This window comes from Streptomyces sp. NPDC005775, from assembly GCF_042871565.1.
Classification (GTDB): Bacteria; Actinomycetota; Actinomycetes; order Streptomycetales; family Streptomycetaceae; genus Streptomyces.
On sequence record NZ_JBIAIU010000002.1, the window covers coordinates 545,437 to 566,724 of the forward strand.

A 21,288-nucleotide genomic window follows, 5' to 3' on the forward strand; every position below is an offset into this window, starting at 1 on the left:
GGCATGCATGCGGGCGGTCATCGACGGTCCCCGCCCTGGTAGGTCCACCAGCCGTCGTAGCCGGGCGGGATGGCGGGAAAGTTCGCCAGCATCGGCTCAAGCAGCGTCAGATGCAATGCCTGCACGTGCGGCTTCTGCGACCCCCAGTAGCGCTCGCCGTCCCACCGCCCGTCGGGGTCGCCTCCGTACCGGCTGTCGAGGCGGTTGCCAAGGATCGCCTCCGGGGTGGACACGTCCGGCTCGTCCCTGAGCCAGTGGGCCCACAGGTTCAGGGCGCCGAGGCACGCGTAGGTGGTTCCGTTCTTGCGTCGGAACCAGACGGCGTTGCACTGCCCGGCCAGCCAGTAGGCGTCGTGCCGGTGGGTGACGTCGACGGCGACGGTGGTCAGGTCGATGGCGAAGGGCTTGCGGCTGATGAGGAACCGGTCTTCGCGGATCATCGGCGCCCCTCCTCGGCCGGGCAGGTGCAGTCGGGGCTGTCGGGGACGCGGCACGGGGCGGGGTGGTCCGCACGCATCGCGTCCAGCTGGGCCTGGCCCTCGGCGAGCTCGGCCGCCTCGTCGACCGGTGCCCACTTGTTGCCGCCCGGAGCGCGCGCCATCAGTACGTGCCCGGCGTCCGGCCAATCCTTGATGCCCTGCTCGGCTTCGGCACGGTCGTAGGTCGTTCCCACGATCACCGCGGGATGGTCATCGTCCTGGCCCGGGAGGAGCAGCCCGTACTCAACGTCGGCGCGAAGCGCGTTGCGGGTGCTGCACGGCCACCAGTCGCCGTCGATCATGCAGTGCGCAGAGTCCGTGTGCTGCTGGTGCAGGGCGAGCACTGAGGTTCGCTGTGTTTCCAGCTCGGCAACCTGGGCCCGCAGTCGGTCAACCTCGGCCAGGACCAGCGGGACCGCGCGGGCCAGCTGCGCCCCGGAGTCCGCGATGCTCGCCACCGTGTCGTCGGGCTCGGCCCACCGGTCGCCCCACAAGGACACGATCGCCTCGGACACGACTCGCAGCTCCTCCGGAGACGGTGCCACGTCCAGGCCGGCCGCGCGTGCAGCCTCCTGCGTGCAGATCGGGTTGTGGTCCGGGGTCATCGGGGTGTCGCTCATGGTCAGTTCTCCTCGGTGGTGCGGCGGGTCATGTTCCAGGCGGCGGGGCGGGCTGAGGCTTCGAGGCGGGTGCGGGCGTAGGTGCGGGCGCGGCGTTCGGCGAGCAGGGCACGGACCGCGGCACGGATGTCCTGGTCGGTCACGGTGTCTCGTCCGTGATGTCGGACCAGGCGCCGCTACCCCAGTCCTCGTAGGTGCGGGGGTTGGGCGTCCAGATCCAGTCCTGATCGGCGGTCCGGCGTCCGTGCTGTCCGTGCGCCAGCGGCTTGCCGGTCTCCGCGTCGGTGGTGACGGACGCGCAGTGGAAGCGAAAGCGTTCGCGGCCTTCGGGCCAGCCCACTCGGGCGGCATACAGGTGGCCGGGCTCGAAGAACGAAGGCTTGGCGCGGTCCGGGCCCATCGGAAGGTCGGTCATGGTTCTCCTCAAGCGGTGGCGGGTTGGTGGGGCCGCGCCCTCGAAGGGGGCGAGGGCGCGGCCCGGGGGTCTCCCTGGGGGCGGGGAGACCGGTCAGGGGTTTCAGTCGCGGAGGGTGGCGCGCTTCCACTCCTGGCGTTCGCTGCGCCTGACGCGGCGGCGGGACGTCTTCCTCTGCCGGCCGGGCGGCTGACCGCAGCAGTAGCAGTCGCGGCCGCCAGGTCCGTCGGGGCAGGTCCGGCCGATCATTCGAGGCATCAGGCGCTCCATTCGGTGCGGTTGGTGAGGTAGATGCGCTGCCACTTGTCCGCCGCCACCGTCCAGTCGTCACCGGCGGCGTACTCGGGGGCGTTGAGCGCCCACAGCTGATATGCGGCGTTGAGGGTCCGGGCCCGGTACTCGGTCAGGCCGAACATTTCGATGAGGTCCTGCCACGACTTCCGGACGGCGACGTAGCCGGCCTGGGTGTAGCGGGGATCGGCAGCGCCTTCCGGCTCGCTCGGCTGCTGCTCCTCGCGGTGCCACAGGTACGACGGGGCACAGTCCACGTGCACGGTCTCGCCAGCGTCGTCCACACCCGTTACGCGCAGCCCCCGCTCCATCTCGCCCGTCTCCCGGTTGTGGAAGTCCAGGGGGGAGCCGATCAAATCGAGCGCCTCGACCGAGACGACCGTGAACAGCGTCCAGTCGTGTGGGTGCCGAATCTGACTACCGGTCTGGAGAGAGTCAGCCCGAACCTGGTTCGGCGACATTGAGGTGACGGTCATGAGGGCTCCTAGGCGGGGTAGTCGTCGGGCGGGGCTGCGGTCAGTACGCGGTGACGAGGGTGCGGTAGTCGCGGATGGTGTGACCCCACAGGGCGGCGTGACCACCCCGGCGAACGACCGCGGTCAGGAGTTCGCGCTGCGTCTCAACGACCTGGTCGGCGGTCACACGGCGGCGCACCAGCTGCGGGACGGTGTAGCCGCCGTCACGCTCGATGACCCGAACCTCGTACAGGGGCGGGACGGGAAGGGCGGCCGGCCCGAACACCACGTAGGCGATGAAGCCCAGCTCGACGTTGCCGACGAGGCGGATCGCGGCGGTGAGGCGGTCGAGTTCGGCGGTCTCGGCCGCCAGCTCCTCGGCGACAACGGCGGCACGCCTCTGGCAGTTGCTGAGCTGCCCGGCGGTGTTCCACTCCGCCTCGGTGCTGTGGAAGTAGCCGATCTCGACCCGGCTGGCGAGGGCGTTGATCTCGCGGTTGAGGTTGGCGAGTTCGGTGTCGAGGTCGCGGTCGGTGTGGAAGCCGAGGGTGTCGATCACGGGTACTCCCTGTCCGGGGCGGGTGGTGGCCGTCTGCTGCGCCGCGAAGTTGGTCTAGGCGGCCTCCGTGTAGGCGGCCTGGTAGAAGGCGGGCTGGGCGAGGAACGCGGTCTGCTTGTACGTGGCGAGCCCGATGTACAGGGCGATGTCGAAGGGGCTGTACGCGGCTACGTGAATCCACTTGCCGGTGGTGCGGTGGCGCGCCCAGACCATGACCGGGGGCCGGCCGTTCGCGGCGACGTAGGCCTTCTTGACGTGCTTGCCGTACCAGGACTTGAACCCGTCCTTGAGGTCGTCGGCACCCAACCGGTCGAGGAGGTCCCCGGTGCGGATCAACGTGCCCTGCTCGACGGCGGAGGCGATGAGGCCGGAGCGGCACCTGTAGGCGAGGGCCTTCGTGGTGGTGCGGGCGGCGGTGTGGATCCGGCGGAGCTGGGCGGTGATGCGCATTGGTCCCCCTCGGTGCGGTGGCGCTTGGCGATGACTCAACCCTAGTCCAAGCCGCTTGGACAAGCAAGAGGGGCAACAAGCTTGCCCAAGTAGCTTGCATCTCAGTAGACTCGCCCCCATAGCCGTGGCCAAGCCGCTTGTGCAAACATGTGGGCATGGCCACCTATACCCCTAGCCCGGAACTGACCGAAGCCCTCAAGAGCTTCACCGAGAAGCAGGAAGCAGCAGATCAGGCGCGTGAAGCGCTCAGGAATGCTGTAGCAGCCGACCTGAAGACCTACGACGTGACAGCGGACGCCATCGCCACCTACCTGCCGTGGTCTGGCGAAACCGTCCGAGGTATCGCTCGCGAGTTCGGCGTACCCCGCAAACGCAAGCCAACCGTCCGCTCCATCAAGCCCAAGAAGCGCGTCGGAGGCGAGACCTCCGACTAGAACGGAGACCACATGGCCATGCCGCCACCAGGGCGCACAGGCGTCTACCGCTTCAGCAACGCCAAGAACCAGATCCTGTACATCGGGCTGACATCCAACCCATCACAGCGGTGGGCGCAGCACGCTTCGGACAAAGAGTGGTGGCACCAGGTGTGGATGCGGGAGATCGAGTGGTTCCCCACGCGCGAAGAGGCGGAAGCCGAAGAGGCGCGCCTCATATCGGTCGCTGCCCCGCTCTACAACAAAAACGGCGGGACCACTCGCCAGCGCAAGGCGAACCCTCGATCCATGAACTACTGGAAGCCGGACGAGGACTTCGTTTCCCTTGCGCGGCGTCACATGCGTGCGGTGGCGTCCCTGGCTGCGGCCCGCGCGGACCTGGAAAGTGCGATCGTAGCGACCCTCCGAAGCGGAATCGCCGCGCGCCACATCGAACCGCATGTCCCCTGGACTGGCCAGACGCTCTACGCGCTGGGACGCCGCGACGGAATGGAGAAGCGCGGCGAGCCGACGGTCATGAGTCCTCGCGAGGCGGCGATGCGGCAAGCCAAGGAGAACCCACCACCTCCGGCTGCCTGATTCCCGCCCCACCACCCCGGTCCCCGCGTCAGACTGCTGGCGTGGGGATTCGCTATGTGGTGCTGGGTGAGACACGGCAGGAGTGCGAGGAAGGCCTCGCCGGGCTGTGCGCAACCGTGGGCGCCCGGGTAGTACAGCAGCCGGCGCAGCTGGCGGGGCCGCGGTGGATTGCGCGGGCCGTACCCAACACGAAAGCCCCGGCCGAGGATGGCCGGGGCTGAGCCGTGCGGTGCGCGGTCAGTCCTGGATGAGCTGTCCGTCGTCGTCGCGGGGGCAGTCGCACCCGCAGGCACAGTCGGCGTGCTCCGCACCCTGCCCGTAGCAGCGGCAGTGACCTTCACCGCAGGGCTCGCGGCGCTCCTCATCCTGGGCGTCGAGGACCGCCTCGTCGTGCTCGTCGTACTCCCGCAGCTCGTCGCTGCTCATCACGTCGGCGTTGGTCATGTCGTCGTAGTCGGACATTGGGGTCTCCTCAGTTCGGGTGCTGGTTGCGGGTGTTGGCGATGACGCCAGTCGTCTTGCTGGTGATGCTGCGGGAGTCCTGGGTGACGGGCCCGTGGTAGTGCTGGTTGATGGTGGGCGGGCCGGATTCGACGGCGGCCTTGACCTTGCCCACGAGCCGGCTGACCGCGAGGACAACGGCGGCGGGGGCGCCGAGGACGATCGCGCACACGGCGGGGTCGGCATATCCGGAAGTCAGCATGACGAGGGAGGCGCCGGCGCCGACCATGACCGTGGCCGCTCCCCCGGCGAGCATGAGGGCGCTGGCGTCTGTGGCGCGCTGGGACATGGGCGGCCGGCCGGGCTGGGCAACGGGCGGGGCGGCGCCGACCAGGGGTAGCGGGGTGGTGTCGCGATAGCGAGCGACTAGCTCGTCGGCAATGGCCTGGTCAACGGCCTGCTGGAGGGGGCTAGGGATGGGCTGCCCGGTCGCGGCGGCGGTGGGCTTCGGCTCAGGCAGGGCGGGCATGGCGGGTAGATCTCCTGTCAGTTGTTGGGGTTGTCGGAGGGGGTGTTGAGCTGCTCGTTGAGTTCGGCAACTTCGGTGATTCTTTGGATCAGCGGGCCGAGGTCGAGGGTGAGCGACATGTGGGCGGGGGTGGCCTTGCGAAGCGCGGAGGAGATCACGCTTTCACCGGGGCAGAGCATGGCCAGGTGTGCGTCAACGAGCTGCCCGGCCGCTCTCAGAAGCGTTTGGACTTCCTGGGCGTTGGTGGCAGTGAACTGGTACTCGGGCGGGATGGCGGGCATGGCGGACTCCTGAGGTCAGGCGGCTTCGGCGAGGTCGGTGGTGTCGGTGGCTGCGTCGACGTGGTCGGGGTGGGCCCAGATGCCGCGGTCGACGGCGACGGCCCGGCCGTCGCGCTTGAGGCGGGTGAGGGCGTTCTTCACGGCACTGACGGTGAGCTTCGTTTCCTGCGCGATGGTGTTGCGGCCAACGGGGCGGCCCCGCTGGAGCAGGAAGCTGTGGACGGTGTCGTCCGTTCCGGCGGGCGCTTCGGCTTCGATGGCGGCCGTCGCTGCCGCGACCGGGTCGCCGGCCGGGGCCGTGGGTGTGGGGACGGCGTCGTCAGGGAGGACGACGGTTTCGCCGCGGAGGCGGGCTGCGAGCCGGTCGAGGCGCTCGGTGTAGGCCTTGCCGAGGCAGGCTGCGGCAGAGCCTTCGATGGTGGCTGCGGTGCCGGTGGTGGCCCAGTGGGCGGGGTCTCGGTCGAAGTGGGCCCTGAACTGGGCCTGGCGGTTGTCAGGGCCCTTGATGTAGCCAAGGCCGGCGGTGGACGTCTTGTCGGGCCAGTACATGGGCAGCTGGGACGGGTTGACTTCCCATCCCGGCAGGCCGATGGAGTCGGTGAGGGCGGACGCGGTACGGAACATGACGGTGTTGCCGGACTGGAGTTGCTCGCGGATGTCGGTGGACTCGGGCCCGGAGCCGAAGTAGTTGGCCTTGGGACCTTGGAAGACGAGGCGGATCTTGATTCCGCACTTGCGGGACATCAGGACGATCTCGAAGAGCAGGGCGACCGCGCCAGGCAGGGCAAGGACACGGTGCGCTTCGTCGATGGTGATGGAGATCAGCGGGTCGGGGTCGCCGACGACGAAGTGGTCGCGGCCTCGCAGCGTGCGGCCCTTGTGGTCGACGAACTGCATCATCGAGTAGCGGGCGGACCGCTCGTACATGACCTTGCGGGCCTCGTAGAGCAGCGCGAGGCCGCCCTGAGCCGTGTCCTCGTACCAGTCGACGGCCTCGCGCCAGCGGGGCAAGGACTGTCCGCCCTGCGGGTCACAAACCCAGGACACGATGCCGTTGTGGCGTTCCGTGCCGAGCAGCATGTCGAGGAAGCGGGACTTGCCGCCGTCGGTTGCCCCGTAGACGACGGAGTGGACGGGGCCGGACGGCTTCCAGAACGCGTAGTGGGCGGGGTCGCCGTCGTAGAAGATGCCGACCTTGGCCTGGCCGGTCTTCGTGTCGAGGATTTGCGGGCCGGGGTAGTCGGTGCCTGCGGCGAGCGGGTTGTGGTCGAACACGGCGATGATGGCCCGCTTGGCGGACTGGCCCATCGCCTTTTCGATCTGCAGCATCTCCTCGGGCAGGTCGAGGTCGCCAGCAATGTCGTTCATGGCGGACACGGCACGCCGCCAGTTGCCCTTCTTGAGGACGATGACGCCGGTCCACCCGTAGTCGGTGGTGACGACGTTGACGAGCTTGGATCCGGGCAGGGAGCCGTCGACGCCGGCGACGTTGTCGTGCCACGCCTTCATCTGCTCGGTGAGGTCGATGACGGGCGCTGCGGTGCGCTTGCCGCGCCGCCACCAGTAGACGCCGTGACCGATGCCCCAGGCGGCGAGGAGTGCCGGGTAGGGGCTGTTGCCGGGCTGAAGGCCGCCGGTTGCGGCCATGGCGGTGACGAGGCCGCCGGAGGTTGTGACGGCGGAGGCTGCGGCGATGAAGTCGTTGCGGGTCGGGAGCCTCTTCTTGCGGAGCTTCTTCTTGCCGATGCGGGCGTCCCAGCGGCCCCAGGCGACGGTGGTGACGGCTCCAGCCGCGGTGGCGGCGAGCGCGGTCTTCCATCCGTCGGCGGGCACGGCGAGGGCACTGCCGGCCAGGGCGGTGGCTGCGGTGGCGTAGAGGGGGGCCATGCCTCGGCGCGTGCGGTAGGCGAGCCGCATCGCGCGCCGGGCACCCTTGGTGGAGCGCTTCTTGCTGCGCCGGCCGCCCTTACTGTCGGGGGCCGTCTCGACCTTCTCGACGGTGATTGTCTCGGGCATGGCGGCGTCTCCTCGTGTTCCGTGAAGGGGCGGGCGGTGCGGCCCCGGCGTGTTGCCGGGGCCGCAGGTGGGGTTACGCGTCGGCGGTGTACGCCTGCTTGGCGGCCATGCGCCCACCCTGGGCGGCGACGGCCTCCTGGATGTTGGAGTGCCGGTCGTGGATGTTCTTCGACGACTGGGAGGCGATGGCCGCGTTGTCGACGGCAGCCTTCTGCAGGGACTGGGCGGCAGCGAGGGCGGCGGCGTACTGGTCGCGCAGGGCGGCCAGCTCCTGAAGGGTGCCGCCGTCGTCACCGAATTCGAGGGCGTCGGCCTGCTCGATGGCTGCTTCGATGGCGGCGAGCTGCTCGGCTGCGCGCTGTGCGATGGCGCCGGCTTCCTCGGCGCTGATGGTGGCTTCGGAGGCGAAGCGGGCGACGGCCTGCTTGAGCGTGTCGACGCCGGTGATCTCGGGGATGGTGGCGAGTGCCATGGGGGCTCCTTCTGTGGTGGGTGCGGTGTCGGATTCGGTGGTCTTGATGAGGGTCAATCGGGGCGTTGCGGACGGTTTGGCGGCGGGTGTGCTCGGGGCCGGCTTGGGCTTGGCGGTCTTCGCCGTGGACGGCGTTCCGTCGGTGGCGATGTCGTCACCGAGTTCGGGCTCCGGGCTGGCCTTCCCGAACTTGACCGCCGCCCGCTTGCGGGCCTTGGGCCACTCGCGCTTCCAGCCCCGCATGAAGCCCTTGGCGAAGGAGCCGGAGGCGGTCGCCCCGGTTGCCGCCCAGGCGGCGAGTTTCGCCCCGGTGCGGCGGCCCTTCTTCTTCGAGACCTTCGCGAGACGCTTCTTGTGCTTGTCGGAGACGGCACCCATGCCGTTCTCGATGGCGCGGGCGCAGGAGTAGGCGATGGCCAGCAGGAGGATGAGTCCGAGCATGGTCAGCCCCCCATCGCCCAGGCGACGAGGGAGCCGACCTGGGTGGCTACGAATCCGAGGGTGCTGGCCGCACCTTCGCCGATGGCGCCGGGGATCATCACGACCAGGACCGGGGCGAGGGCAGCGAGGATGAGCGTCCGCGTCTGGACGCCGCTCATGAAGTCGCTGATGAGCCACAGCACGGCGGCCAGGGCCAAGGCGAAGGTGATACCGAAGCCCGTCCACTCGCCGACGAGGGAGCTGACCATTCCGTCGATGCGGGTGACCAACCGGTTGAGCATGAGGCCGATCGGGGTGGACGCCAACCCCACAGAGGCGGCCAGGACGAGCACCACCTGAATCTGCGGGCTTTTGACCTTCGCGGCGAACTTGCTGATCCAGGGGAGGCGGTCGGCGACGTACAACACGCCGGCTGCTCCGAGGCAGGTTCCGCCGGTTGCGGCGGAGATCCCTGCGTCAATGATGGGCATTTCGATGTTCCCCCTTGAGGTTACGGTGCGTTAGTGGTTTCCTCGCGTGCGCGCGGGCGCGAGCAGGCGCGTTGAGTTCTCGTTGGCTTGGCCCGGACGGCTTGAGCCGTTCGTTGAGCCGTTACGGCCGGTTACGTGTCGGCGATGGTTTGCCTGAGCTGGTCGAGGAGCTGGACGGCCTTGGTGGCTGCGTCCGCTCGCTGCGATTCGGGAAGTCGGGCGATGACTGCGCGGAGCTGGTCCACCGCCACGGGGAGGGTGGTGAGGGGGCCTTGGGCTTCCGCGGCCCGGCGCCTGTCGCCCATGTGCTGGGCGGAGCGGGCCTGTCGTTCGGCCTGCCTGGGGCGCCGGGTGCGGGGGGCCATCTGTCCTCCTGTCGGTGGCGGATCTTCGGTGTGGTCTGCCTGGGCCTGCTTGCCGGGTCTGCGAACGATCCGCTCACCGGGTCACTCACCGGGTTTGACCTGGGGTTTTGCCGTGTCGACTGCTTCCGGCAGTCTCGGCGAGGACCAGAACCCTTGGGGGTGCTGGACCTCGCCGGCTATGCCGGGGGGCATCACGAGTTGCTCGTGCTGGCCTTGGCCTCGTCCTCGATGGCCGTCCATGTGTTGCGGACGCGCTGCTCACGCGCCCTGAAGCCGGCCTTGCGGAACGCTTCCTGGGCGGAGCGGTAGGAGCGGGGCGGGTTCATGGCATAGCGCAGCCACCGCAGGACAACGGTGAGCTGTTCGTCGGAGAGCGTGACCCCGGGCTGAGGAACCTCGACTCCGGCTACGTCGGCAAGGTCTTGGAGGGTTGCGGGATCGCCGATGGTGGCGTCTTCGCAGTCCGTGACCGTGTCCATTTCGTCCACAGTCGCGGGCTCGGTGGTCACGGACCCGATTTCCGCTTTGGCCTGTGTGACCACAGCGTGACCACCCTGATTGGCGGGAGCGTGACCGCCTGCCGTGACCGCAGGCCGGGACACAGCCAGTGCGAGGTCCCGTCCGGTGAACGCAACGGCCTTCTCGCGGTACTTCTTGTCGGACTCCTTCAGGCGCCCCTCGGCCCTGGCGCGGGCCTTGTCGATCTCGGCCTGTGCCCGCGTCAGAATGTCGGCGCGGGTGATCTGCCGAGACATCTCCCCCAGGTGCCCGGCCGTCTCCAGTGCGACCTCCTCCGCGGCGGCCGATCGGACGTGCCGGGCGTTCGCCGCGGCCAGCGCTCGGGCGTTGCGGTCCTCGGCGGACTGCTTGGCGATCGTGGCGGCCGTACCGGCGTCGGCGAGGACGTTGTTCACGAACAGCCGGAGCCCCATGAACAGGGCGGCGGCGACGGGCACGAACGCGAACACCTTGGCGTGCCCGAGCAGCAGCAGAGTGCCGGTGGACACCCCGATCGCGACAGTGGACAGGCCGAACATGACGGCCATGCCGATCCTCGACCGCTGCCGAATCGCGACTTCCGACATGCGGAGAGCGCCGATCCACAGGGCGTCGTAGACAAGGGCGATCGACCAGCCGGCAACGGTCCCTGCGGAACCGTGCAGGCCGATCATGTGGCCGAGCTTCCCGCCGACGGTCACCGCGACCAAGACGAGGGCGGCCAGGGTGAGCAGCACCTCGACAGTGGTGAAGACGTTCGGGCGGCCAGCCCAGGCCTTCTTGATACGGGTCATCGGAGTCGTTGTCCTTTCTGCTGCGTGAGTGATGGTCAGGCGTTCGGGACGGCCAGGCGGTGGATCCGGTTGCGGCGGACGAGGCCGGCGTTGAGGTAGTCGACGGCTTCGGCTTCGGTGATGCGGATCTGATGGCGGCCGAAGGCGAGGGCAATCAGGTCGGCGGCGGCGACCTCTTCGGCGTTCCGGCCGTAGATCAGGTGGTCGGCAGCGGCCATGAGGCGGGCGTGGCGGCGGTAGGCGTTTCGGGCTTCGCGGTACTTCTTGAACTTGCTCATCGCGGGCGGTGTCCTTTCCAGGTGAGTGGGTTAGCGGTTGACGACGGGTCGGTGGAGGTCGCAGTGGTGGTGGCGATGGGGCGGGCCGGGTCAGAGCTGGTCGGGAGTGAGGGAGAAGAACAGGACCACGAAGTTCGGTCCGTACTTCTCGGCGAGGTTGGCGTGGATGGCCTGGTAGGTGGAGGTGTGGGTGTGGACCCCCGGGACTGCAGTGACGGGGCCGTCGTCGGTTGCGATCTGGCCTCGGCCGGTCTGCACGGTGGCGATCCAGTGGTAGGTGACGGCTGTGGCGGTCTCGGTCTGTGCGGTCATGGCGGGTCCTTTTGGGGTCAGTAGACGGGGCCGTCGAACTGCTCGACGTAGAGGCGGATACCGGGGTGCTCCTGCTGTGTGCGGAGGGCGTCCTGGACGATGCCGTTCAGGGAGCCAGGGCCGCCGTTAGTACCGAAGGAGAGGAGCTCTCCGGTGGCGGCGTTGTAGATGCGGTAGTGCAGGTCGACGTCACCGACGGGGCGGCGGTCGACGAGGGTCTTGCCCTTCCAGGCGTCCATCAGGCGGCGGCCGGGGTGTCGTAGCGGATGCCGTCGTGCCAGCTGTCGAGAACGGGCGGGGTGCTCGGGTAGCGCAGCTCGTGAGCGGCGGCGAGGGCCTCGATGCGCCGCATGCCGAGCCGGTCGCCGGCGTCCACCGCGATCTCGTAGCGGGTGGCCAGCTCAAGGCGGGCAGCCTGCTCGGCGTCGTAGGCGTCAAGGACGGAGGACAGGAGCGAAAGAGACATGGGGGTGCCTATCTGTGAGGTAAGTGGGGTGGGGCGATGGGGGTGGAGAGCCGCGCCCGACCGGCCGGGGGATTCGCCGGCGGGGCGCGGCGGTCAGGGGGTCAGCCGCGGGTGCGGGCCTGCTGCCGGGCGGCAGCGGCGCGCACGTCGACGCCGTTCTCGTAGTCGCGTCGGCACGCCTCGGGGGTGGCCGGCTCGGCGACGATGGGGTTCTCGCGGGGGGTGGTCGGCTTCGCGTCCATGGCTACCAGTCCCCGAAGGTGCAGACGGGGCCGCACTCGCCGCGGGCGTGGGGGCTGCCGGGGGCAAAGTGGGCGTTGATGCTGTCGCGCCTTTGCTCATCCAGGCGAACGTCGTTCCGGATGTTCCAGCTGACAGGTGTCGCGCCGGCCTTGAGTTCGTCACAGCGGGGGCAGTCGTCGATCTTCTTGCCGAAGTTCGGCTTGTGCGAGTGCCTGGTAGCCACGATCACCACTCCCAGTCGGGCTGGATGGCGTGTGCGGCGGCCTCTTCGAATGCGATGCGGATGCCGGACTGGTACTGCGGCAGTGTCGTCCAGTTGTGGTCGACCACGGAGTCCACCACGAACGCGACCATCTTCTCGGCGCGGCGCTCCTCCTTGAGAGCCAGCTCCGGAGCCGGGGACGGTGTCGAGGTTGCCATCACCACTCCCGCTGCTGAATGAAGCGGCGGCGGGCGGCCGGCTCGGCGGGGGGTGTCGGGGTGTCCTGCTCCGGGACGACCACGGTGCGGACGTGGGAGGCGGCGCGGTGCGCGGCGGTGTCGGCCAGCGACATGACCTGGACGATCGGCGCGGGGCGCTCGACGGTAGAGTTCTGCACAGCCATCGGGGTCTCCTTAGGACCTTGGCGGTGAGGGTCGGATGCTGCGCGATGTAGGAGTCGCAAGCGTCCGGCCCGTTTTTTGTTGTGGTGCGTGCTGCTCTCGGGCATGCCCGGTAGGAGTGAGCAGCACCGTCTCTCAAATTTGAGCTTGAGAAGCGGCTACGAGGACGACAGTAGGCGGACCGGCACGCGGAGTCAAGACGCATCTTGAGAGAGTGTCGAAACACCTCTACTCTCAACCCATGACCGACTCCCTGGACGCCTCCTTCGCCCCGCTGAACACCCACCTCCGCTCTATCGGAGACCTCAGTGAGCGCTACAGGACCATCCGGGAAGCCGAGGAGCTGTTCGAAGCCCTCAAGCGCACCCACCTTCAAGAAGTCGCCCAAGGGCTGCGCGCCGAAGGCAAGAAGTGGAAGGAGATCGCCGCCATCATGGGCGGCGTCACCTACCAGCGAGCCTTCCAGTACGGCAAAGGTGAGTGAGAGGGGCTTCGTCATGCCCTCCAGTCAAGGCGTTCTCGACGGGCGGCACGAGGACCTCGCCGCGCCACCGAAACGCCACAACGCACCGCCCGCGACACGAAGGTGACGCAGCAGAGACACCGACACGACTCGCCCGAGCACGGCAAGCACGGGAGCCGCACGATGGAGATCGTCAAGACGTGGACGGGCCGGACAGCCTGCGTGCTGCAAGCCGCTCTGCGCCTGACCAATGAACAGTTCGCCGAGCACCTCGGCATCTCCACGCGCACCGTCGTTCGCTGGCACTCCAGCCCGGATCTTGCGCCCCGGACGGAGATGCAGCAGCTGCTCGACATGACCTTCGAGAAGGCTGGTGATGCGGTGCGGCGCCGTTTCGGAATGCTCCTGCGGCCAACAATCGAGGCCGAGCCGCCTCAAGCCCAGGCGCAGGCGCTACGGGTTGCCATCGCTGTGGTGCAGCGGGGCGCCGAGGTGCTCCTGGTTTGCCGCCGCGGGGATGACGATCTGTCGTGGCAGTTCCCGGCCGGCATGTGCAAGCCGGGAGCCACGGTCGCGTCGGTGGCGGTGCAGGAAACTCATGCGGAGACCGGTGTGCACTGCGCGGTCCGCGAGGAGTTGGGCACCCGCATCCACCCGAAAACGAGGGTGCTGGCCAGCTATGTCCTCTGCGACTATCTCGCCGGTGAGGCCACCAACCTGGACACGGTCGAGAACGTCGACGTCACCTGGGTACCGCTGACGAACCTGACCCGGTTCATCCCCGCCGACCGCATCTACCCGCCGATCCTGAGCGCCTTGGAGGCCGCGTGACCGAGCAGACCGACACCCAGCAGAGCATCTCCACGGCCATCATCGTCGATGGCGGGAAGGTGCTCATGATTCGCCGCCGCGAGCGGGAGGGCAAGCTGCTGTGGGCGTTCCCGGGCGGCGGAATCGAGGCCGGCGAATCCCCGGAGCAGGCTGCGGTCCGCGAGACGGCCGAGGAAGTCGAACTGGAGGTCAAGGCGGTCCGCGTACTGGGTGAGCGGGTGCATCCGAACACGGGCCGGCACATGACGTATGTGGCCTGCGAGCCGATCTCCGGCACCGCGGGCATCGGGGATGCGGAGGAGATCGCCGAAGTAGCGTGGCTCGCGCACGGCGAGATCGACGACTACGTGCCGTATGGACTGTTCGGGCCCGTGCACGAGTACCTGGATGGGGCGCTCCCCCGCTGATCCCGCAAACCAGAAACGCCCCCGCCACGGAGTGATCCGGGCGGGGGCGTTGCGTTGTTCAGCCGAGCGTATTGGTGACGTCGGCTGTGTCGGTACCAGGAAGCGGCCGGTGACCTTCGTCCCAGGGGTTCGACCAGCCGCAGAGCCCGCACGCGTACCTGCCGGCGAGGCCGTGGACTTCGGCGTCGCAGCCGCGGCACCTGGTGCTGGTGATCTCGGGCATGACGTAGACGGCAGGGGCAACGCCGGAGGACCAGCCGCATTGGTTGTTGCAGATCCATGAGCCGTCAGGGCCTTGGGTGGTGCCGGCTCCGCAGTTTCCGCACTGCATGGTGACCTCCCGTGGTGGGCCCGGCGTGACGGGGGTGCACGGCGGGCCGGGGTTCAGTGTGGCAGCGGATGGGCTGGGTGGGCAGGGTTTCGGCGGGTGGGTGACGTGTGGGGCGGGTGTTCGGCCGACCCTAATCCGCCACCGGTCAACGCTTGACCAGTACCTCAATCCCCTCTAAGGTGGTCAACAGTTGACCACCTAGCGGGGGAGTTCGCATGGCCACCATCAACTACACCAACGGCGCCCACCTCACCGCCACCCCAACCAAGGTCATGCTCCACACCGTCCGGTACGAGGAGCAGCCCAACGGGGCCAGCGACCGCGTGATCAGCACCGTCAACGAGCAGCAGTTCAACGCCCTGGCCGTCGACGTGAAGAAGCTGGGCGGGCGCTACAACGCCAACCGGTTCATCTTCCCGATCGAGGCCCTCGATGCGGTCAAGGAAATCGCCGAGAGCATGTGGGGCTCCCCGGTCCAACCGGCGCCTGCCGCGGACAGCAGCTCGGCCGAAGACACGAACGCCGAGCCGCCGCTGATGGTGAAGCCGGAGCCGGCCCCGGAACCCGAACTGGAGATCTTCGAAGGGCTGGAGCAGTCCGCATCCGGGCTCTACCCCTGGCAGCGGGGCGAGTACCACAACTGGTTCCAGGTCGAAATGCGCCAAGAGAACGAGCCTGGAGCTGGAATTGAGTGGGCCCGCCGCACCACCTCGGCGCACGAGGTCGGCCGAATGGTTCTGCGCAAGCACCCGGAACTGGGCTCTGTCAGGGTGCTGAACGAGCGCTACGCCGTACTGGCCACCGTGACCGATCCCGCACCCGTCTGCGACGCAATCCGCCGAATCGAGGAGGACCTGGAGCCGGCGCGCGCTGCCGCTCACATCCTCAACGGATGCCTGGAGAGGCTGGCGACGGCCGTGGAGTCCGCCGCCTGGGAAGACGCGGACGCGCATTACCTGTCTGACTCGCACCACCACTCGGCCAACTCTCTGGCAGCCCTGGTCAAGGGGATCGCCTCGCGGCCCACCGTCCTCAAGTGGTGCCAGAGGGACGAAGACGAAGCAGACCTCTAGCCTCACCACCCACCCCACCCTCGACCAAACCGAAATCCTCAGCCTGACGCTGAAAGGCATCTGATGAGCTACGAGAAGACCGACCCGGCCACCCGCGACGTCCGAACCGTGGAACACCACGCCTTCCTGAAAGCGCGGCGGGACAACATCGACGACCAGGACGAGTGGGTCAACGAGGTGCTGGCTCAGAACGCCCGCGTGATTGACCCGGAGAACTGCACCGACGAAGACCTGGCCCGGGGATACGGCCCGAACTGGCGAGAGGTGACCGCCGTCATCCAGCAGGCAGTCAGCCTCACCCGCGACCAGGCGGAGAAGATCGCGAGTCACGCCCTGCCGGAATGGCGGCTGGACAACCTCTTGGAAGAGGTCGGAACCGAGGTAACCGGATCGGACATGTGGTACCTGATCGGACAAGCCGGTGACGAGGCTCTGGAGCCCAAGTACCGGAAGGCTGAGATCTACTGGGAGACCCGGTACGCATACCTGGCCGCACTCCTGGCCGCCGCAGTGGGAGACCAGATCTCCGACGATCTGCGCGACCGCATGACGTACATCTGGAATGACCGGTAACCGGCAAGACAGCTGCGCCCCCGCCCGGTTTCCCGGTGCGGGGGCGCAGCGCTGTGCGGGTCAGTTCTGGTGGCAGCCGCACACGCAGGTATGGGTACGGATTGTCTCGCCGAGCCGCCGACCGCACTTGGGTCCTTCGAGCCAGGCAAGGATTTCACCGGTTTGTACTTCGCCTTGCCCGGGGCTGGCCTTCTGGTTCCGTTCCCGGATGGCGCACTGCTCGCGCACCCAGGCCCGCGCGTCTTCGGACTGGTACAGCTCGGTGGCGAGCCGTTCGACCTCGCCGAACAGGTCGGGGCCGTTGATGGGTCTGTGGAGGTCGGGCCGGTCGCAGCAGGTATCGAACCCGCCGTGGCAGTCGGACTCGACCTGTTCGGCGGTTGGGCAGTAGTAGGTGGTGGCCCCGGGCTTGCAGGTGTGGGGGTCGTCTTCGGTGTCGGTCATCGTTTCCTCTTCCGTTGTGCTGCTCGTCGCGTGGCCCGGTTGGCCTGTGGTTGGGGTTCGTCGTTGGCTATGACGTGCTCTCCGGTCCAGCGAAGTTCGGTTTCCCATCGGCTGCCAGGCTGACCTGCGTGTTCGCCGCGGGGGTTGCGGCTGGGGCCGGTCACAGGTATCTCCCGGTGGTGACGGTCCGAACCCGCCGCCGTCGCCGCTTCTTGTGCATGTCGGAGCGGAGAACGAGCCGTGTGGCGGGCCGGCTGTAGTCGACGGGTATCCGCCGCATCCGGGGCACGGTGGCGGCGAGTTCATCCGGGGACCACAGCGGGTCCTGGTAGTCGTTCACCGGTTAACCCCTCTCTCGGGGCGGAGTTTCCCGTCGGGGGTGAGGTGCCCGTCGGCGCCGGCGAGCAGGAGCATCGCCCGGTGGAGGACGGTGGTGGGTGACTCGCCGCGGTATCGGCGGAGTAGCCGGGACGTGTCGGGGTTGAGGCGGACGGTCAGCGGGCGGACGGGCATCGTGGCTCCTTGCGGTGGTGGCCGCCCGGGTGGGGTCCGGGCGGCCGGTGGGGTTAGGTGGTGGGCTGCTCGGGGGTGGGCGCCTCGTGGGTGCGGAGTCGTCGCCCTGCTGCGCGCCTTGTTCGGGGTACCCAGGACGGCATGCACTCGGGGCAGACATCGGATTCGGTGTCCCCGAGCTGGCCGTTGCTGCGGAGGTTGGAGGGGAAGCGCCAGCCGTCGACGTATCCGGCCAGGCGGGCTTCGGTCGGCGAGTTGTGGCCTGCCGGTTCTCCGTGGCGCTTCTGGCATCCGTCGCACTCAAGGATCACGCGGTTGAAGGTGAGCCGGGCCATGGTCATGCCTCCGTGGTGGTGGGCTGCTGCTGGTCGAGGGCGGCCCGTGCGGCGCGCAACGCCTGGTTGTAGCCGTGGTCCCAGCTGGTGGTGGGCTCGTCGGCGGTGACGGGTTCGAGGGGGATGTCCCGCACGCGCTGGTTGGCGGCCTCGGCGCGTTCGGCGCGCTGCTCCAGGTCCGTGGCGTGGGCTTCCAGGTCTCGGATGCGGTGGGCCCAGGACCGGAACTTGGTGATGTTGCTCCGGATGATGGTGCGGCGCGCCTCCAACTGCTCGTACAGCTGGTCGAGCGCGTCGGACGTGATGGTGCCGGCGGTGTGGCGGTCGCTCATCGGGTCGGCCCCTCGGTGGCGGTCCGGGTGCGGCCGCTGTACCAGGGCAGTGCGAGCCCGTCGTTGGCGGCGCGGGGTACGAGGTGGAGGTGGAGGTGGAACACGGACTGCGTAGCTTCCCGGCCGCGCGAGGTGATGACGTTCATGGGGCGGTCGGTCCACCGCATCAGTTCGGCAGCGCGCCGCATGGTGGCGGCGGTGACGTCCGGGTCGGTGGCGAAGTCGGCCACGTGGGTCTTCGGGATGACGAGGGTGTGGCCGTCGACGACGGGGTTGAGCGGGACGATCGCGATGGTGTCGGACCACTCGTGCACGAACGTGGCGGGCGCGCGCCCGGTGTTGATCTCACAGAACGGGCAGGGGTCGGGCTCGCTCATGTCGTTCTCCTTGATCGCGTCGTGGTCGTGCTGTGCGGTGCCGTCGTGTCGGCTGTGCGCCCGCAGGCGCCCGTGTCCGGGCCTCGCGCGCCCCCGGTGGCCCTCCCGGAGCACCAGGGCCGTGAGGACGGTCCCAGCGGCCAGGAGGGCGGCGTGCGGGGCAAGGTGAGCCAGGGTCACGGGGCGGGGTGGCGGAGCGCGGTGTGCGCGTCGGCTGCCTGGCGCGCCTCGGCTTCGGTCTTCGCGGCGCCGTGGCCGTCGGGGCAGGTGCACCACCACGCCCACGGCCACTTCCGGGCGCGTGCTGCTGCTCGCTTGCTGACGAGCAGGTGTTCCAGCGGCCGGAGGGCGGGCGCCACCTTGGTCTCGGGCTGGGTCACTTCGGCTCCTCGGACGGGGCGGGGGTGGGCTGCACGACGGTGTACGTGGTCGTCTTGCGGACGAGGCGGGTACGGATCGGCGTCCCGTCGTTCCAGGCGGGGAAGCGCTTTTGCTGCTGTGCGGTGCGCTTCTCGACCACGGCGCGGTCGCAGTCGGCGCGGAGGTACCCCCACAGGCCGTCGCTTTCCTCGATCTCGCCAATCCACGTGACCTCGGTCGGGTGCGCCTCGGTCTCGGGCTGCTGCGCCTCGTCGGCCAGGCGGCAGAGCTTCTCGGCGACGAACAGGCCGTACTCCGGCGTCTCCTTGAGCAGCTCGGCCACGAAGTCGGAGGCTTCCCGGAGCACGGTGGCCCGGTCGGTGCGCAGCCGCTCCACCTCGGCCCGCAGGCGGGCACCATCCTCCTCGGACACCGAGATCGCCCCCCGCAGCGCCTCGTCCAGCCCTTCGACTTCGGCCCGCAGTGCGGCCTGTTCGGTGTCCGCGACGGCCATGACGGCGTCGGCGAGCGCAACGTCGTCCACGCGGCTGGACTCGGCGCGGATCGCGGCGGCGTACCGTGCCCGGCGGTCGGCAGGCTGCTCGGCGGCGGCCCGGTCGGCGGGTGCGGGGAAGGCGACCGCCTTGAACTCGGGCTGCGTGGCTCGGCGCAGGACGGACAGCACCGCGTCGGCGTGCTCGCCGTACTCGTCGGGCTCCATCAGCTCGTCGGGCAGCCAGGTGAACCCGTTCGCCTCGCAGATGGCGCGGCGGATGCGGTCGCGGAGGTCGGTGCCCACGGGCGGGGCGGTTGTGCCCGGGGCGGGCCAGTCCTCGGTGCGGCAGTTGTCCCCGTGGACGGTGCACGGCGTGCGGGGCGTTTGGTCGGTCATGGCTGCTCCTGGGTGTGTGCGGGTCGAACCGGGTGAGAGGCTGGGCGCCGGGCCCGCCCCGCTCGATTGGTGCGAGCGGGGCGGGCTCCGTGTTCACGGGGTGGGGCGGCTATCCAGGTCGGCGATCCAGGCGGCGCACACGGAGGCCACCTGGATCAGCTCGGTGCGGAGCTTCGCGTGGTCACGCTCGGCGAAGGCTTCGGCGACTTCCTCGGTGAGGATGTCGGCCCACGTGCCGTATCCGGAGCCGAAGGCGTCCTGACAGAAGCGGCGGGCACGGTCAGCGTCGTCCTGCTGGCTCTTGTTGCCGGTGCCGTCGGGGTGGTGCTGGTCCCCGAACTTGGCGAGCTGACGGCTGCGCTCCTCGTCGATGGCCTCGGCGAACTTCTTGACGCCTGCGTTGGTGAAGAGGGTGGGGTACATCAGTTGCTCCTCGTGGCGGTCTGCTGGACCGCGGCGTGCGCGGCGGTGCGGGTCTGGTGGACGTTGTGGCGGCGGGTGCGGGTCACGGGGTGGGTCGGTTCGCCAGCTGCAGGAGCACAGCGGCGTGGCAGTGGTCGGGCTGGCCGGCCGCGGGCAGCGGGCAGTAGCAGGCGAGGTTCTTGCCGCGGAGTTCCGGCAGGCCGTCGAGGAGGCGCTGCCGCGCCGTGTCGCCCTCCTTGGACTGCCACATCAGACGGTTCCCCCGAAGCCACTCCTGGAAGGCGCCGACAACAGCGCGACGGGCCAGGTCGGTTTCGCCCGACTGGGCGTACCCGAGGTCGTAGGCCATGGCGAGGGTGAACGGGTTCCCGAACCGGGACGGCCGGGTGACGATCACCGTGTTGGTGGGCTTGCACCACCCCTTGGTGCGGCGGCGCTGGAGGCGGGCGGGCTGTTCGGGCATCAGGGGCTCCTTCGTGGCGGTCACAAGGACCACAAGGTCGGTTGCATGGGGTGGAGTTAGAGGGCGGTTTGCCCGGGAATCACGTCAGGTTCCGGCGACTCTGTACGCCCGCCTGCGGACCCAGGAGGGGTTTCGGGCTCCCGCACCCCCAACCGGGGGCTGTACGGGCCGGAGACGAGCAACGGGGCAGGTGCGCGGGATGCGGCACAACCGGTCCCCCGCTCAGCGGCCATCACGCTGGCTCGCTTTCCGTGCTGTCGACGGAGGCTGGGCCTTTGATCCGCCGGAATTCCAGTTCGGACGCGCTGGCCTGGTAGCCCTGGCAGTCGGCGAGCGGGCCGCGGCAGGCCCGGCACTGTGCTGAGTCGAACCAGGTGCCGCGGTTGCAGTCGGCGCATCGGGTCAACCAGAGGGCGCGGCCGCGGGTGGAGGTCCAGTCGGGGTGTCCGCCGTGGCGGCGCTCAGCCCTGGCCATGGCCCGGTAGTTGATGGTCTCGGTGTCACCGAACCGCGGGTCGAGCCAGGGGTCGTAGGGCCGCGGCGGGTGGCCGATGATGACGAGTTCTCCGCCGGGCCACTCACAGGTGCAGGCGTAGATCCCGCAGTCGCAGGCGAGGGACTTCCCGAACTCGACTGCCTTCTCGACCCTCGGGACGCCAGTGCCTTTGACTTCGAGCCAGGCGCCGATGTCGGGGAGTCGGAAATCGGGGATGTAGGCGGCCCCGGACGGCAGGGTGACCGTTTCGGGCTCGTACTCCCAGCGGATGTCGAGGGTGTCAAGGGTGGCGGCCCAGGACGCTTCGAGGGCGGACCGAAAGGTGGTTCCGCCGTACCAGGTGGGGAGCGCCTCGACGGTCATGTCGCCGGCGATGGCGCCAGGCTGGCCGGGGATGTGGTTGGCGCGTGCGATCTGCTGGTGAAGGGTTCTCTCGACCGCTTCACCGGCGAGGCTTGTGTGCCAGTCCTTCTGAATGCTCATG

42 protein-coding genes are annotated in these 21,288 nt (G+C 69.1%); 7 read left to right on the plus strand and 35 right to left on the minus strand.

Features of this window, described 5'->3' with window-relative positions:
* Positions 1-17 precede the first annotated feature (17 nt).
* The 8 genes from ACFYPA_RS06185 to ACFYPA_RS06220 all read right to left on the minus strand — a co-directional run bounded on the left by ACFYPA_RS06185 (position 18) and on the right by ACFYPA_RS06220 (position 3,269).
* Complete coding sequence (locus ACFYPA_RS06185; protein WP_389129939.1) at positions 18-440, minus strand: hypothetical protein; 423 nt, start codon at positions 438-440, stop codon at positions 18-20.
* Positions 437-1,099, minus strand: a complete 663-nt coding sequence (locus ACFYPA_RS06190; RefSeq protein WP_389129942.1) for a hypothetical protein — start codon at positions 1,097-1,099, stop codon at positions 437-439. The genes ACFYPA_RS06185 and ACFYPA_RS06190 overlap by 4 nt, the downstream gene beginning before the upstream one ends.
* Positions 1,100-1,101: 2 nt before the next feature.
* Positions 1,102-1,242, minus strand: a complete 141-nt coding sequence (locus ACFYPA_RS06195) for a hypothetical protein (protein WP_389129945.1) — start codon at positions 1,240-1,242, stop codon at positions 1,102-1,104.
* A complete protein-coding gene (locus ACFYPA_RS06200; RefSeq protein WP_389129948.1) occupies positions 1,239-1,514 on the minus strand; it encodes a hypothetical protein in 276 nt (91 codons plus the stop codon). The genes ACFYPA_RS06195 and ACFYPA_RS06200 overlap by 4 nt, the downstream gene beginning before the upstream one ends.
* Positions 1,515-1,616: 102 nt before the next feature.
* Positions 1,617-1,772 (minus strand): hypothetical protein, encoded by a 156-nt coding sequence (locus tag ACFYPA_RS06205; RefSeq protein ID WP_389129951.1) that lies wholly within the window; start codon positions 1,770-1,772, stop codon positions 1,617-1,619.
* Positions 1,772-2,281 (minus strand): hypothetical protein, encoded by a 510-nt coding sequence (locus ACFYPA_RS06210; protein WP_389129954.1) that lies wholly within the window; start codon positions 2,279-2,281, stop codon positions 1,772-1,774. Before ACFYPA_RS06210 ends, ACFYPA_RS06205 begins: the two co-directional genes overlap by 1 nt.
* Before the next feature lie 40 nt (positions 2,282-2,321).
* The gene (locus ACFYPA_RS06215; RefSeq protein ID WP_389129957.1) at positions 2,322-2,819 is read right to left on the minus strand and encodes a hypothetical protein; all 498 of its coding nucleotides are present in this window, start codon (positions 2,817-2,819) and stop codon (positions 2,322-2,324) included.
* 54 nt (positions 2,820-2,873) lie between these two features.
* Positions 2,874-3,269, minus strand: coding sequence for a hypothetical protein (locus ACFYPA_RS06220; protein ID WP_389129960.1), 396 nt, complete (start codon positions 3,267-3,269; stop codon positions 2,874-2,876).
* A gap of 155 nt (positions 3,270-3,424) precedes the next feature.
* Between ACFYPA_RS06220 and ACFYPA_RS06225 the strand changes: the two genes are divergently transcribed.
* A complete protein-coding gene (locus tag ACFYPA_RS06225; protein WP_389129963.1) occupies positions 3,425-3,703 on the plus strand; it encodes a hypothetical protein in 279 nt (92 codons plus the stop codon).
* A 12-nt stretch (positions 3,704-3,715) separates the two neighbouring features.
* Entirely contained in the window at positions 3,716-4,282 is a 567-nt protein-coding gene (locus ACFYPA_RS06230; RefSeq protein WP_389129965.1) for a GIY-YIG nuclease family protein, read from the plus strand.
* A gap of 237 nt (positions 4,283-4,519) precedes the next feature.
* On the opposite strand, the gene ACFYPA_RS06235 is transcribed toward ACFYPA_RS06230, so the two are convergent.
* The 16 genes from ACFYPA_RS06235 to ACFYPA_RS06310 all read right to left on the minus strand — a co-directional run bounded on the left by ACFYPA_RS06235 (position 4,520) and on the right by ACFYPA_RS06310 (position 12,493).
* The gene (locus ACFYPA_RS06235; protein ID WP_389129968.1) at positions 4,520-4,744 is read right to left on the minus strand and encodes a hypothetical protein; all 225 of its coding nucleotides are present in this window, start codon (positions 4,742-4,744) and stop codon (positions 4,520-4,522) included.
* A gap of 10 nt (positions 4,745-4,754) precedes the next feature.
* The gene (locus ACFYPA_RS06240; protein WP_389129970.1) at positions 4,755-5,252 is read right to left on the minus strand and encodes a hypothetical protein; all 498 of its coding nucleotides are present in this window, start codon (positions 5,250-5,252) and stop codon (positions 4,755-4,757) included.
* Between the two features lie 17 nt (positions 5,253-5,269).
* Positions 5,270-5,533, minus strand: a complete 264-nt coding sequence (locus ACFYPA_RS06245; RefSeq protein ID WP_389129972.1) for a hypothetical protein — start codon at positions 5,531-5,533, stop codon at positions 5,270-5,272.
* 15 nt (positions 5,534-5,548) lie between these two features.
* On the minus strand, positions 5,549-7,549 hold the full coding sequence (locus tag ACFYPA_RS06250) for a hypothetical protein (RefSeq protein WP_389129975.1): 2,001 nt from the start codon (positions 7,547-7,549) through the stop codon (positions 5,549-5,551).
* A gap of 73 nt (positions 7,550-7,622) precedes the next feature.
* Positions 7,623-8,462 carry a hypothetical protein gene (locus tag ACFYPA_RS06255; protein WP_389129978.1) on the minus strand — a complete coding sequence of 280 codons (840 nt, stop codon included), beginning with the start codon at positions 8,460-8,462 and terminating at the stop codon, positions 7,623-7,625.
* Positions 8,463-8,464: 2 nt separating this feature from the next.
* Positions 8,465-8,932 (minus strand): hypothetical protein, encoded by a 468-nt coding sequence (locus ACFYPA_RS06260; protein ID WP_389129981.1) that lies wholly within the window; start codon positions 8,930-8,932, stop codon positions 8,465-8,467.
* 131 nt (positions 8,933-9,063) lie between these two features.
* Positions 9,064-9,297 (minus strand): hypothetical protein, encoded by a 234-nt coding sequence (locus ACFYPA_RS06265; RefSeq protein WP_389129984.1) that lies wholly within the window; start codon positions 9,295-9,297, stop codon positions 9,064-9,066.
* 191 nt (positions 9,298-9,488) lie between these two features.
* Positions 9,489-10,589 (minus strand): hypothetical protein, encoded by a 1,101-nt coding sequence (locus ACFYPA_RS06270; protein WP_389129987.1) that lies wholly within the window; start codon positions 10,587-10,589, stop codon positions 9,489-9,491.
* Positions 10,590-10,624: 35 nt separating this feature from the next.
* Entirely contained in the window at positions 10,625-10,867 is a 243-nt protein-coding gene (locus ACFYPA_RS06275) for a hypothetical protein (protein WP_389129989.1), read from the minus strand.
* A gap of 90 nt (positions 10,868-10,957) precedes the next feature.
* The gene (locus tag ACFYPA_RS06280; RefSeq protein WP_389129992.1) at positions 10,958-11,179 is read right to left on the minus strand and encodes a hypothetical protein; all 222 of its coding nucleotides are present in this window, start codon (positions 11,177-11,179) and stop codon (positions 10,958-10,960) included.
* 17 nt (positions 11,180-11,196) lie between these two features.
* Positions 11,197-11,418 (minus strand): hypothetical protein, encoded by a 222-nt coding sequence (locus ACFYPA_RS06285; RefSeq protein ID WP_389129995.1) that lies wholly within the window; start codon positions 11,416-11,418, stop codon positions 11,197-11,199.
* Positions 11,418-11,645 (minus strand): hypothetical protein, encoded by a 228-nt coding sequence (locus ACFYPA_RS06290; RefSeq protein ID WP_389129998.1) that lies wholly within the window; start codon positions 11,643-11,645, stop codon positions 11,418-11,420. The genes ACFYPA_RS06285 and ACFYPA_RS06290 overlap by 1 nt, the downstream gene beginning before the upstream one ends.
* Before the next feature lie 101 nt (positions 11,646-11,746).
* Positions 11,747-11,887 carry a hypothetical protein gene (locus tag ACFYPA_RS06295; RefSeq protein ID WP_389130001.1) on the minus strand — a complete coding sequence of 47 codons (141 nt, stop codon included), beginning with the start codon at positions 11,885-11,887 and terminating at the stop codon, positions 11,747-11,749.
* Between the two features lie 2 nt (positions 11,888-11,889).
* A complete protein-coding gene (locus ACFYPA_RS06300) occupies positions 11,890-12,111 on the minus strand; it encodes a hypothetical protein (protein ID WP_389130004.1) in 222 nt (73 codons plus the stop codon).
* A 2-nt stretch (positions 12,112-12,113) separates the two neighbouring features.
* Positions 12,114-12,308 (minus strand): hypothetical protein, encoded by a 195-nt coding sequence (locus ACFYPA_RS06305; RefSeq protein ID WP_389130007.1) that lies wholly within the window; start codon positions 12,306-12,308, stop codon positions 12,114-12,116.
* Complete coding sequence (locus ACFYPA_RS06310; protein ID WP_389130009.1) at positions 12,308-12,493, minus strand: hypothetical protein; 186 nt, start codon at positions 12,491-12,493, stop codon at positions 12,308-12,310. Before ACFYPA_RS06310 ends, ACFYPA_RS06305 begins: the two co-directional genes overlap by 1 nt.
* A gap of 239 nt (positions 12,494-12,732) precedes the next feature.
* Here ACFYPA_RS06310 and ACFYPA_RS06315 point away from each other — a divergent pair, with 239 nt between their 5' ends.
* The 5 genes from ACFYPA_RS06315 to ACFYPA_RS06335 all read left to right on the plus strand — a co-directional run bounded on the left by ACFYPA_RS06315 (position 12,733) and on the right by ACFYPA_RS06335 (position 16,169).
* Positions 12,733-12,975, plus strand: a complete 243-nt coding sequence (locus ACFYPA_RS06315) for a hypothetical protein (RefSeq protein WP_389130012.1) — start codon at positions 12,733-12,735, stop codon at positions 12,973-12,975.
* Between the two features lie 162 nt (positions 12,976-13,137).
* On the plus strand, positions 13,138-13,785 hold the full coding sequence (locus tag ACFYPA_RS06320) for an NUDIX hydrolase (protein ID WP_389130014.1): 648 nt from the start codon (positions 13,138-13,140) through the stop codon (positions 13,783-13,785).
* On the plus strand, positions 13,782-14,192 hold the full coding sequence (locus ACFYPA_RS06325; protein ID WP_389130017.1) for an NUDIX hydrolase: 411 nt from the start codon (positions 13,782-13,784) through the stop codon (positions 14,190-14,192). Before ACFYPA_RS06320 ends, ACFYPA_RS06325 begins: the two co-directional genes overlap by 4 nt.
* A 546-nt stretch (positions 14,193-14,738) precedes the next feature.
* A complete protein-coding gene (locus tag ACFYPA_RS06330) occupies positions 14,739-15,596 on the plus strand; it encodes a hypothetical protein (protein WP_389130019.1) in 858 nt (285 codons plus the stop codon).
* Between the two features lie 63 nt (positions 15,597-15,659).
* Positions 15,660-16,169 carry a hypothetical protein gene (locus tag ACFYPA_RS06335; RefSeq protein ID WP_389130022.1) on the plus strand — a complete coding sequence of 170 codons (510 nt, stop codon included), beginning with the start codon at positions 15,660-15,662 and terminating at the stop codon, positions 16,167-16,169.
* 60 nt (positions 16,170-16,229) lie between these two features.
* On the opposite strand, the gene ACFYPA_RS06340 is transcribed toward ACFYPA_RS06335, so the two are convergent.
* From ACFYPA_RS06340 to ACFYPA_RS06390, 11 genes are all read right to left on the minus strand, one after another.
* Positions 16,230-16,613: a hypothetical protein gene (locus ACFYPA_RS06340; RefSeq protein ID WP_389130025.1), complete on the minus strand. Its 384-nt coding sequence runs from the start codon at positions 16,611-16,613 to the stop codon at positions 16,230-16,232.
* Between the two features lie 160 nt (positions 16,614-16,773).
* Positions 16,774-16,953 (minus strand): hypothetical protein, encoded by a 180-nt coding sequence (locus ACFYPA_RS06345; RefSeq protein ID WP_389130027.1) that lies wholly within the window; start codon positions 16,951-16,953, stop codon positions 16,774-16,776.
* Positions 16,950-17,126, minus strand: coding sequence for a hypothetical protein (locus ACFYPA_RS06350; protein ID WP_389130030.1), 177 nt, complete (start codon positions 17,124-17,126; stop codon positions 16,950-16,952). Before ACFYPA_RS06350 ends, ACFYPA_RS06345 begins: the two co-directional genes overlap by 4 nt.
* Positions 17,127-17,179: 53 nt before the next feature.
* Positions 17,180-17,467 (minus strand): hypothetical protein, encoded by a 288-nt coding sequence (locus ACFYPA_RS06355; protein WP_389130033.1) that lies wholly within the window; start codon positions 17,465-17,467, stop codon positions 17,180-17,182.
* Positions 17,464-17,793: a hypothetical protein gene (locus tag ACFYPA_RS06360; protein WP_389130035.1), complete on the minus strand. Its 330-nt coding sequence runs from the start codon at positions 17,791-17,793 to the stop codon at positions 17,464-17,466. The genes ACFYPA_RS06355 and ACFYPA_RS06360 overlap by 4 nt, the downstream gene beginning before the upstream one ends.
* Entirely contained in the window at positions 17,790-18,170 is a 381-nt protein-coding gene (locus ACFYPA_RS06365; RefSeq protein WP_389130038.1) for an HIT family protein, read from the minus strand. Before ACFYPA_RS06365 ends, ACFYPA_RS06360 begins: the two co-directional genes overlap by 4 nt.
* A gap of 176 nt (positions 18,171-18,346) precedes the next feature.
* Positions 18,347-18,550: a hypothetical protein gene (locus ACFYPA_RS06370; RefSeq protein ID WP_389130041.1), complete on the minus strand. Its 204-nt coding sequence runs from the start codon at positions 18,548-18,550 to the stop codon at positions 18,347-18,349.
* On the minus strand, positions 18,547-19,422 hold the full coding sequence (locus ACFYPA_RS06375; protein WP_389130044.1) for a hypothetical protein: 876 nt from the start codon (positions 19,420-19,422) through the stop codon (positions 18,547-18,549). The genes ACFYPA_RS06370 and ACFYPA_RS06375 overlap by 4 nt, the downstream gene beginning before the upstream one ends.
* A gap of 93 nt (positions 19,423-19,515) precedes the next feature.
* Positions 19,516-19,845, minus strand: coding sequence for a hypothetical protein (locus ACFYPA_RS06380; protein WP_389130047.1), 330 nt, complete (start codon positions 19,843-19,845; stop codon positions 19,516-19,518).
* 82 nt (positions 19,846-19,927) lie between these two features.
* A complete protein-coding gene (locus ACFYPA_RS06385) occupies positions 19,928-20,308 on the minus strand; it encodes a DUF4326 domain-containing protein (RefSeq protein ID WP_389130049.1) in 381 nt (126 codons plus the stop codon).
* A gap of 232 nt (positions 20,309-20,540) precedes the next feature.
* Entirely contained in the window at positions 20,541-21,287 is a 747-nt protein-coding gene (locus tag ACFYPA_RS06390) for a hypothetical protein (protein ID WP_389130052.1), read from the minus strand.
* Between the last annotated feature and the right edge of the window lies 1 nt (position 21,288).

Excerpts from the sequence above, each read along its gene's own strand:
- ACFYPA_RS06185 (WP_389129939.1), bottom strand. The coding sequence starts at position 440 with ATGATCCGCGAAGACCGGTTCCTCATCAGCCGCAAGCCCTTCGCCATC.
- ACFYPA_RS06190 (WP_389129942.1), bottom strand. The coding sequence starts at position 1,099 with ATGAGCGACACCCCGATGACCCCGGACCACAACCCGATCTGCACGCAG.
- ACFYPA_RS06200 (WP_389129948.1), bottom strand. The coding sequence starts at position 1,514 with ATGACCGACCTTCCGATGGGCCCGGACCGCGCCAAGCCTTCGTTCTTC.
- ACFYPA_RS06205 (WP_389129951.1), bottom strand. The coding sequence starts at position 1,772 with ATGCCTCGAATGATCGGCCGGACCTGCCCCGACGGACCTGGCGGCCGC.
- ACFYPA_RS06210 (WP_389129954.1), bottom strand. The coding sequence starts at position 2,281 with ATGACCGTCACCTCAATGTCGCCGAACCAGGTTCGGGCTGACTCTCTC.
- ACFYPA_RS06220 (WP_389129960.1), bottom strand. The coding sequence starts at position 3,269 with ATGCGCATCACCGCCCAGCTCCGCCGGATCCACACCGCCGCCCGCACC.
- ACFYPA_RS06225 (WP_389129963.1), top strand. The coding sequence starts at position 3,425 with ATGGCCACCTATACCCCTAGCCCGGAACTGACCGAAGCCCTCAAGAGC.
- ACFYPA_RS06230 (WP_389129965.1), top strand. The coding sequence starts at position 3,716 with ATGGCCATGCCGCCACCAGGGCGCACAGGCGTCTACCGCTTCAGCAAC.
- ACFYPA_RS06235 (WP_389129968.1), bottom strand. The coding sequence starts at position 4,744 with ATGTCCGACTACGACGACATGACCAACGCCGACGTGATGAGCAGCGAC.
- ACFYPA_RS06240 (WP_389129970.1), bottom strand. The coding sequence starts at position 5,252 with ATGCCCGCCCTGCCTGAGCCGAAGCCCACCGCCGCCGCGACCGGGCAG.
- ACFYPA_RS06245 (WP_389129972.1), bottom strand. The coding sequence starts at position 5,533 with ATGCCCGCCATCCCGCCCGAGTACCAGTTCACTGCCACCAACGCCCAG.
- ACFYPA_RS06250 (WP_389129975.1), bottom strand. The coding sequence starts at position 7,549 with ATGCCCGAGACAATCACCGTCGAGAAGGTCGAGACGGCCCCCGACAGT.
- ACFYPA_RS06255 (WP_389129978.1), bottom strand. The coding sequence starts at position 8,462 with ATGCTCGGACTCATCCTCCTGCTGGCCATCGCCTACTCCTGCGCCCGC.
- ACFYPA_RS06260 (WP_389129981.1), bottom strand. The coding sequence starts at position 8,932 with ATGCCCATCATTGACGCAGGGATCTCCGCCGCAACCGGCGGAACCTGC.
- ACFYPA_RS06265 (WP_389129984.1), bottom strand. The coding sequence starts at position 9,297 with ATGGCCCCCCGCACCCGGCGCCCCAGGCAGGCCGAACGACAGGCCCGC.
- ACFYPA_RS06270 (WP_389129987.1), bottom strand. The coding sequence starts at position 10,589 with ATGACCCGTATCAAGAAGGCCTGGGCTGGCCGCCCGAACGTCTTCACC.
- ACFYPA_RS06275 (WP_389129989.1), bottom strand. The coding sequence starts at position 10,867 with ATGAGCAAGTTCAAGAAGTACCGCGAAGCCCGAAACGCCTACCGCCGC.
- ACFYPA_RS06280 (WP_389129992.1), bottom strand. The coding sequence starts at position 11,179 with ATGACCGCACAGACCGAGACCGCCACAGCCGTCACCTACCACTGGATC.
- ACFYPA_RS06285 (WP_389129995.1), bottom strand. The coding sequence starts at position 11,418 with ATGGACGCCTGGAAGGGCAAGACCCTCGTCGACCGCCGCCCCGTCGGT.
- ACFYPA_RS06290 (WP_389129998.1), bottom strand. The coding sequence starts at position 11,645 with ATGTCTCTTTCGCTCCTGTCCTCCGTCCTTGACGCCTACGACGCCGAG.
- ACFYPA_RS06295 (WP_389130001.1), bottom strand. The coding sequence starts at position 11,887 with ATGGACGCGAAGCCGACCACCCCCCGCGAGAACCCCATCGTCGCCGAG.
- ACFYPA_RS06305 (WP_389130007.1), bottom strand. The coding sequence starts at position 12,308 with ATGGCAACCTCGACACCGTCCCCGGCTCCGGAGCTGGCTCTCAAGGAG.
- ACFYPA_RS06310 (WP_389130009.1), bottom strand. The coding sequence starts at position 12,493 with ATGGCTGTGCAGAACTCTACCGTCGAGCGCCCCGCGCCGATCGTCCAG.
- ACFYPA_RS06315 (WP_389130012.1), top strand. The coding sequence starts at position 12,733 with ATGACCGACTCCCTGGACGCCTCCTTCGCCCCGCTGAACACCCACCTC.
- ACFYPA_RS06320 (WP_389130014.1), top strand. The coding sequence starts at position 13,138 with ATGGAGATCGTCAAGACGTGGACGGGCCGGACAGCCTGCGTGCTGCAA.
- ACFYPA_RS06330 (WP_389130019.1), top strand. The coding sequence starts at position 14,739 with ATGGCCACCATCAACTACACCAACGGCGCCCACCTCACCGCCACCCCA.
- ACFYPA_RS06335 (WP_389130022.1), top strand. The coding sequence starts at position 15,660 with ATGAGCTACGAGAAGACCGACCCGGCCACCCGCGACGTCCGAACCGTG.
- ACFYPA_RS06340 (WP_389130025.1), bottom strand. The coding sequence starts at position 16,613 with ATGACCGACACCGAAGACGACCCCCACACCTGCAAGCCCGGGGCCACC.
- ACFYPA_RS06350 (WP_389130030.1), bottom strand. The coding sequence starts at position 17,126 with ATGCCCGTCCGCCCGCTGACCGTCCGCCTCAACCCCGACACGTCCCGG.
- ACFYPA_RS06355 (WP_389130033.1), bottom strand. The coding sequence starts at position 17,467 with ATGACCATGGCCCGGCTCACCTTCAACCGCGTGATCCTTGAGTGCGAC.
- ACFYPA_RS06360 (WP_389130035.1), bottom strand. The coding sequence starts at position 17,793 with ATGAGCGACCGCCACACCGCCGGCACCATCACGTCCGACGCGCTCGAC.
- ACFYPA_RS06365 (WP_389130038.1), bottom strand. The coding sequence starts at position 18,170 with ATGAGCGAGCCCGACCCCTGCCCGTTCTGTGAGATCAACACCGGGCGC.
- ACFYPA_RS06375 (WP_389130044.1), bottom strand. The coding sequence starts at position 19,422 with ATGACCGACCAAACGCCCCGCACGCCGTGCACCGTCCACGGGGACAAC.
- ACFYPA_RS06380 (WP_389130047.1), bottom strand. The coding sequence starts at position 19,845 with ATGTACCCCACCCTCTTCACCAACGCAGGCGTCAAGAAGTTCGCCGAG.
- ACFYPA_RS06385 (WP_389130049.1), bottom strand. The coding sequence starts at position 20,308 with ATGCCCGAACAGCCCGCCCGCCTCCAGCGCCGCCGCACCAAGGGGTGG.
- ACFYPA_RS06390 (WP_389130052.1), bottom strand. The coding sequence starts at position 21,287 with ATGAGCATTCAGAAGGACTGGCACACAAGCCTCGCCGGTGAAGCGGTC.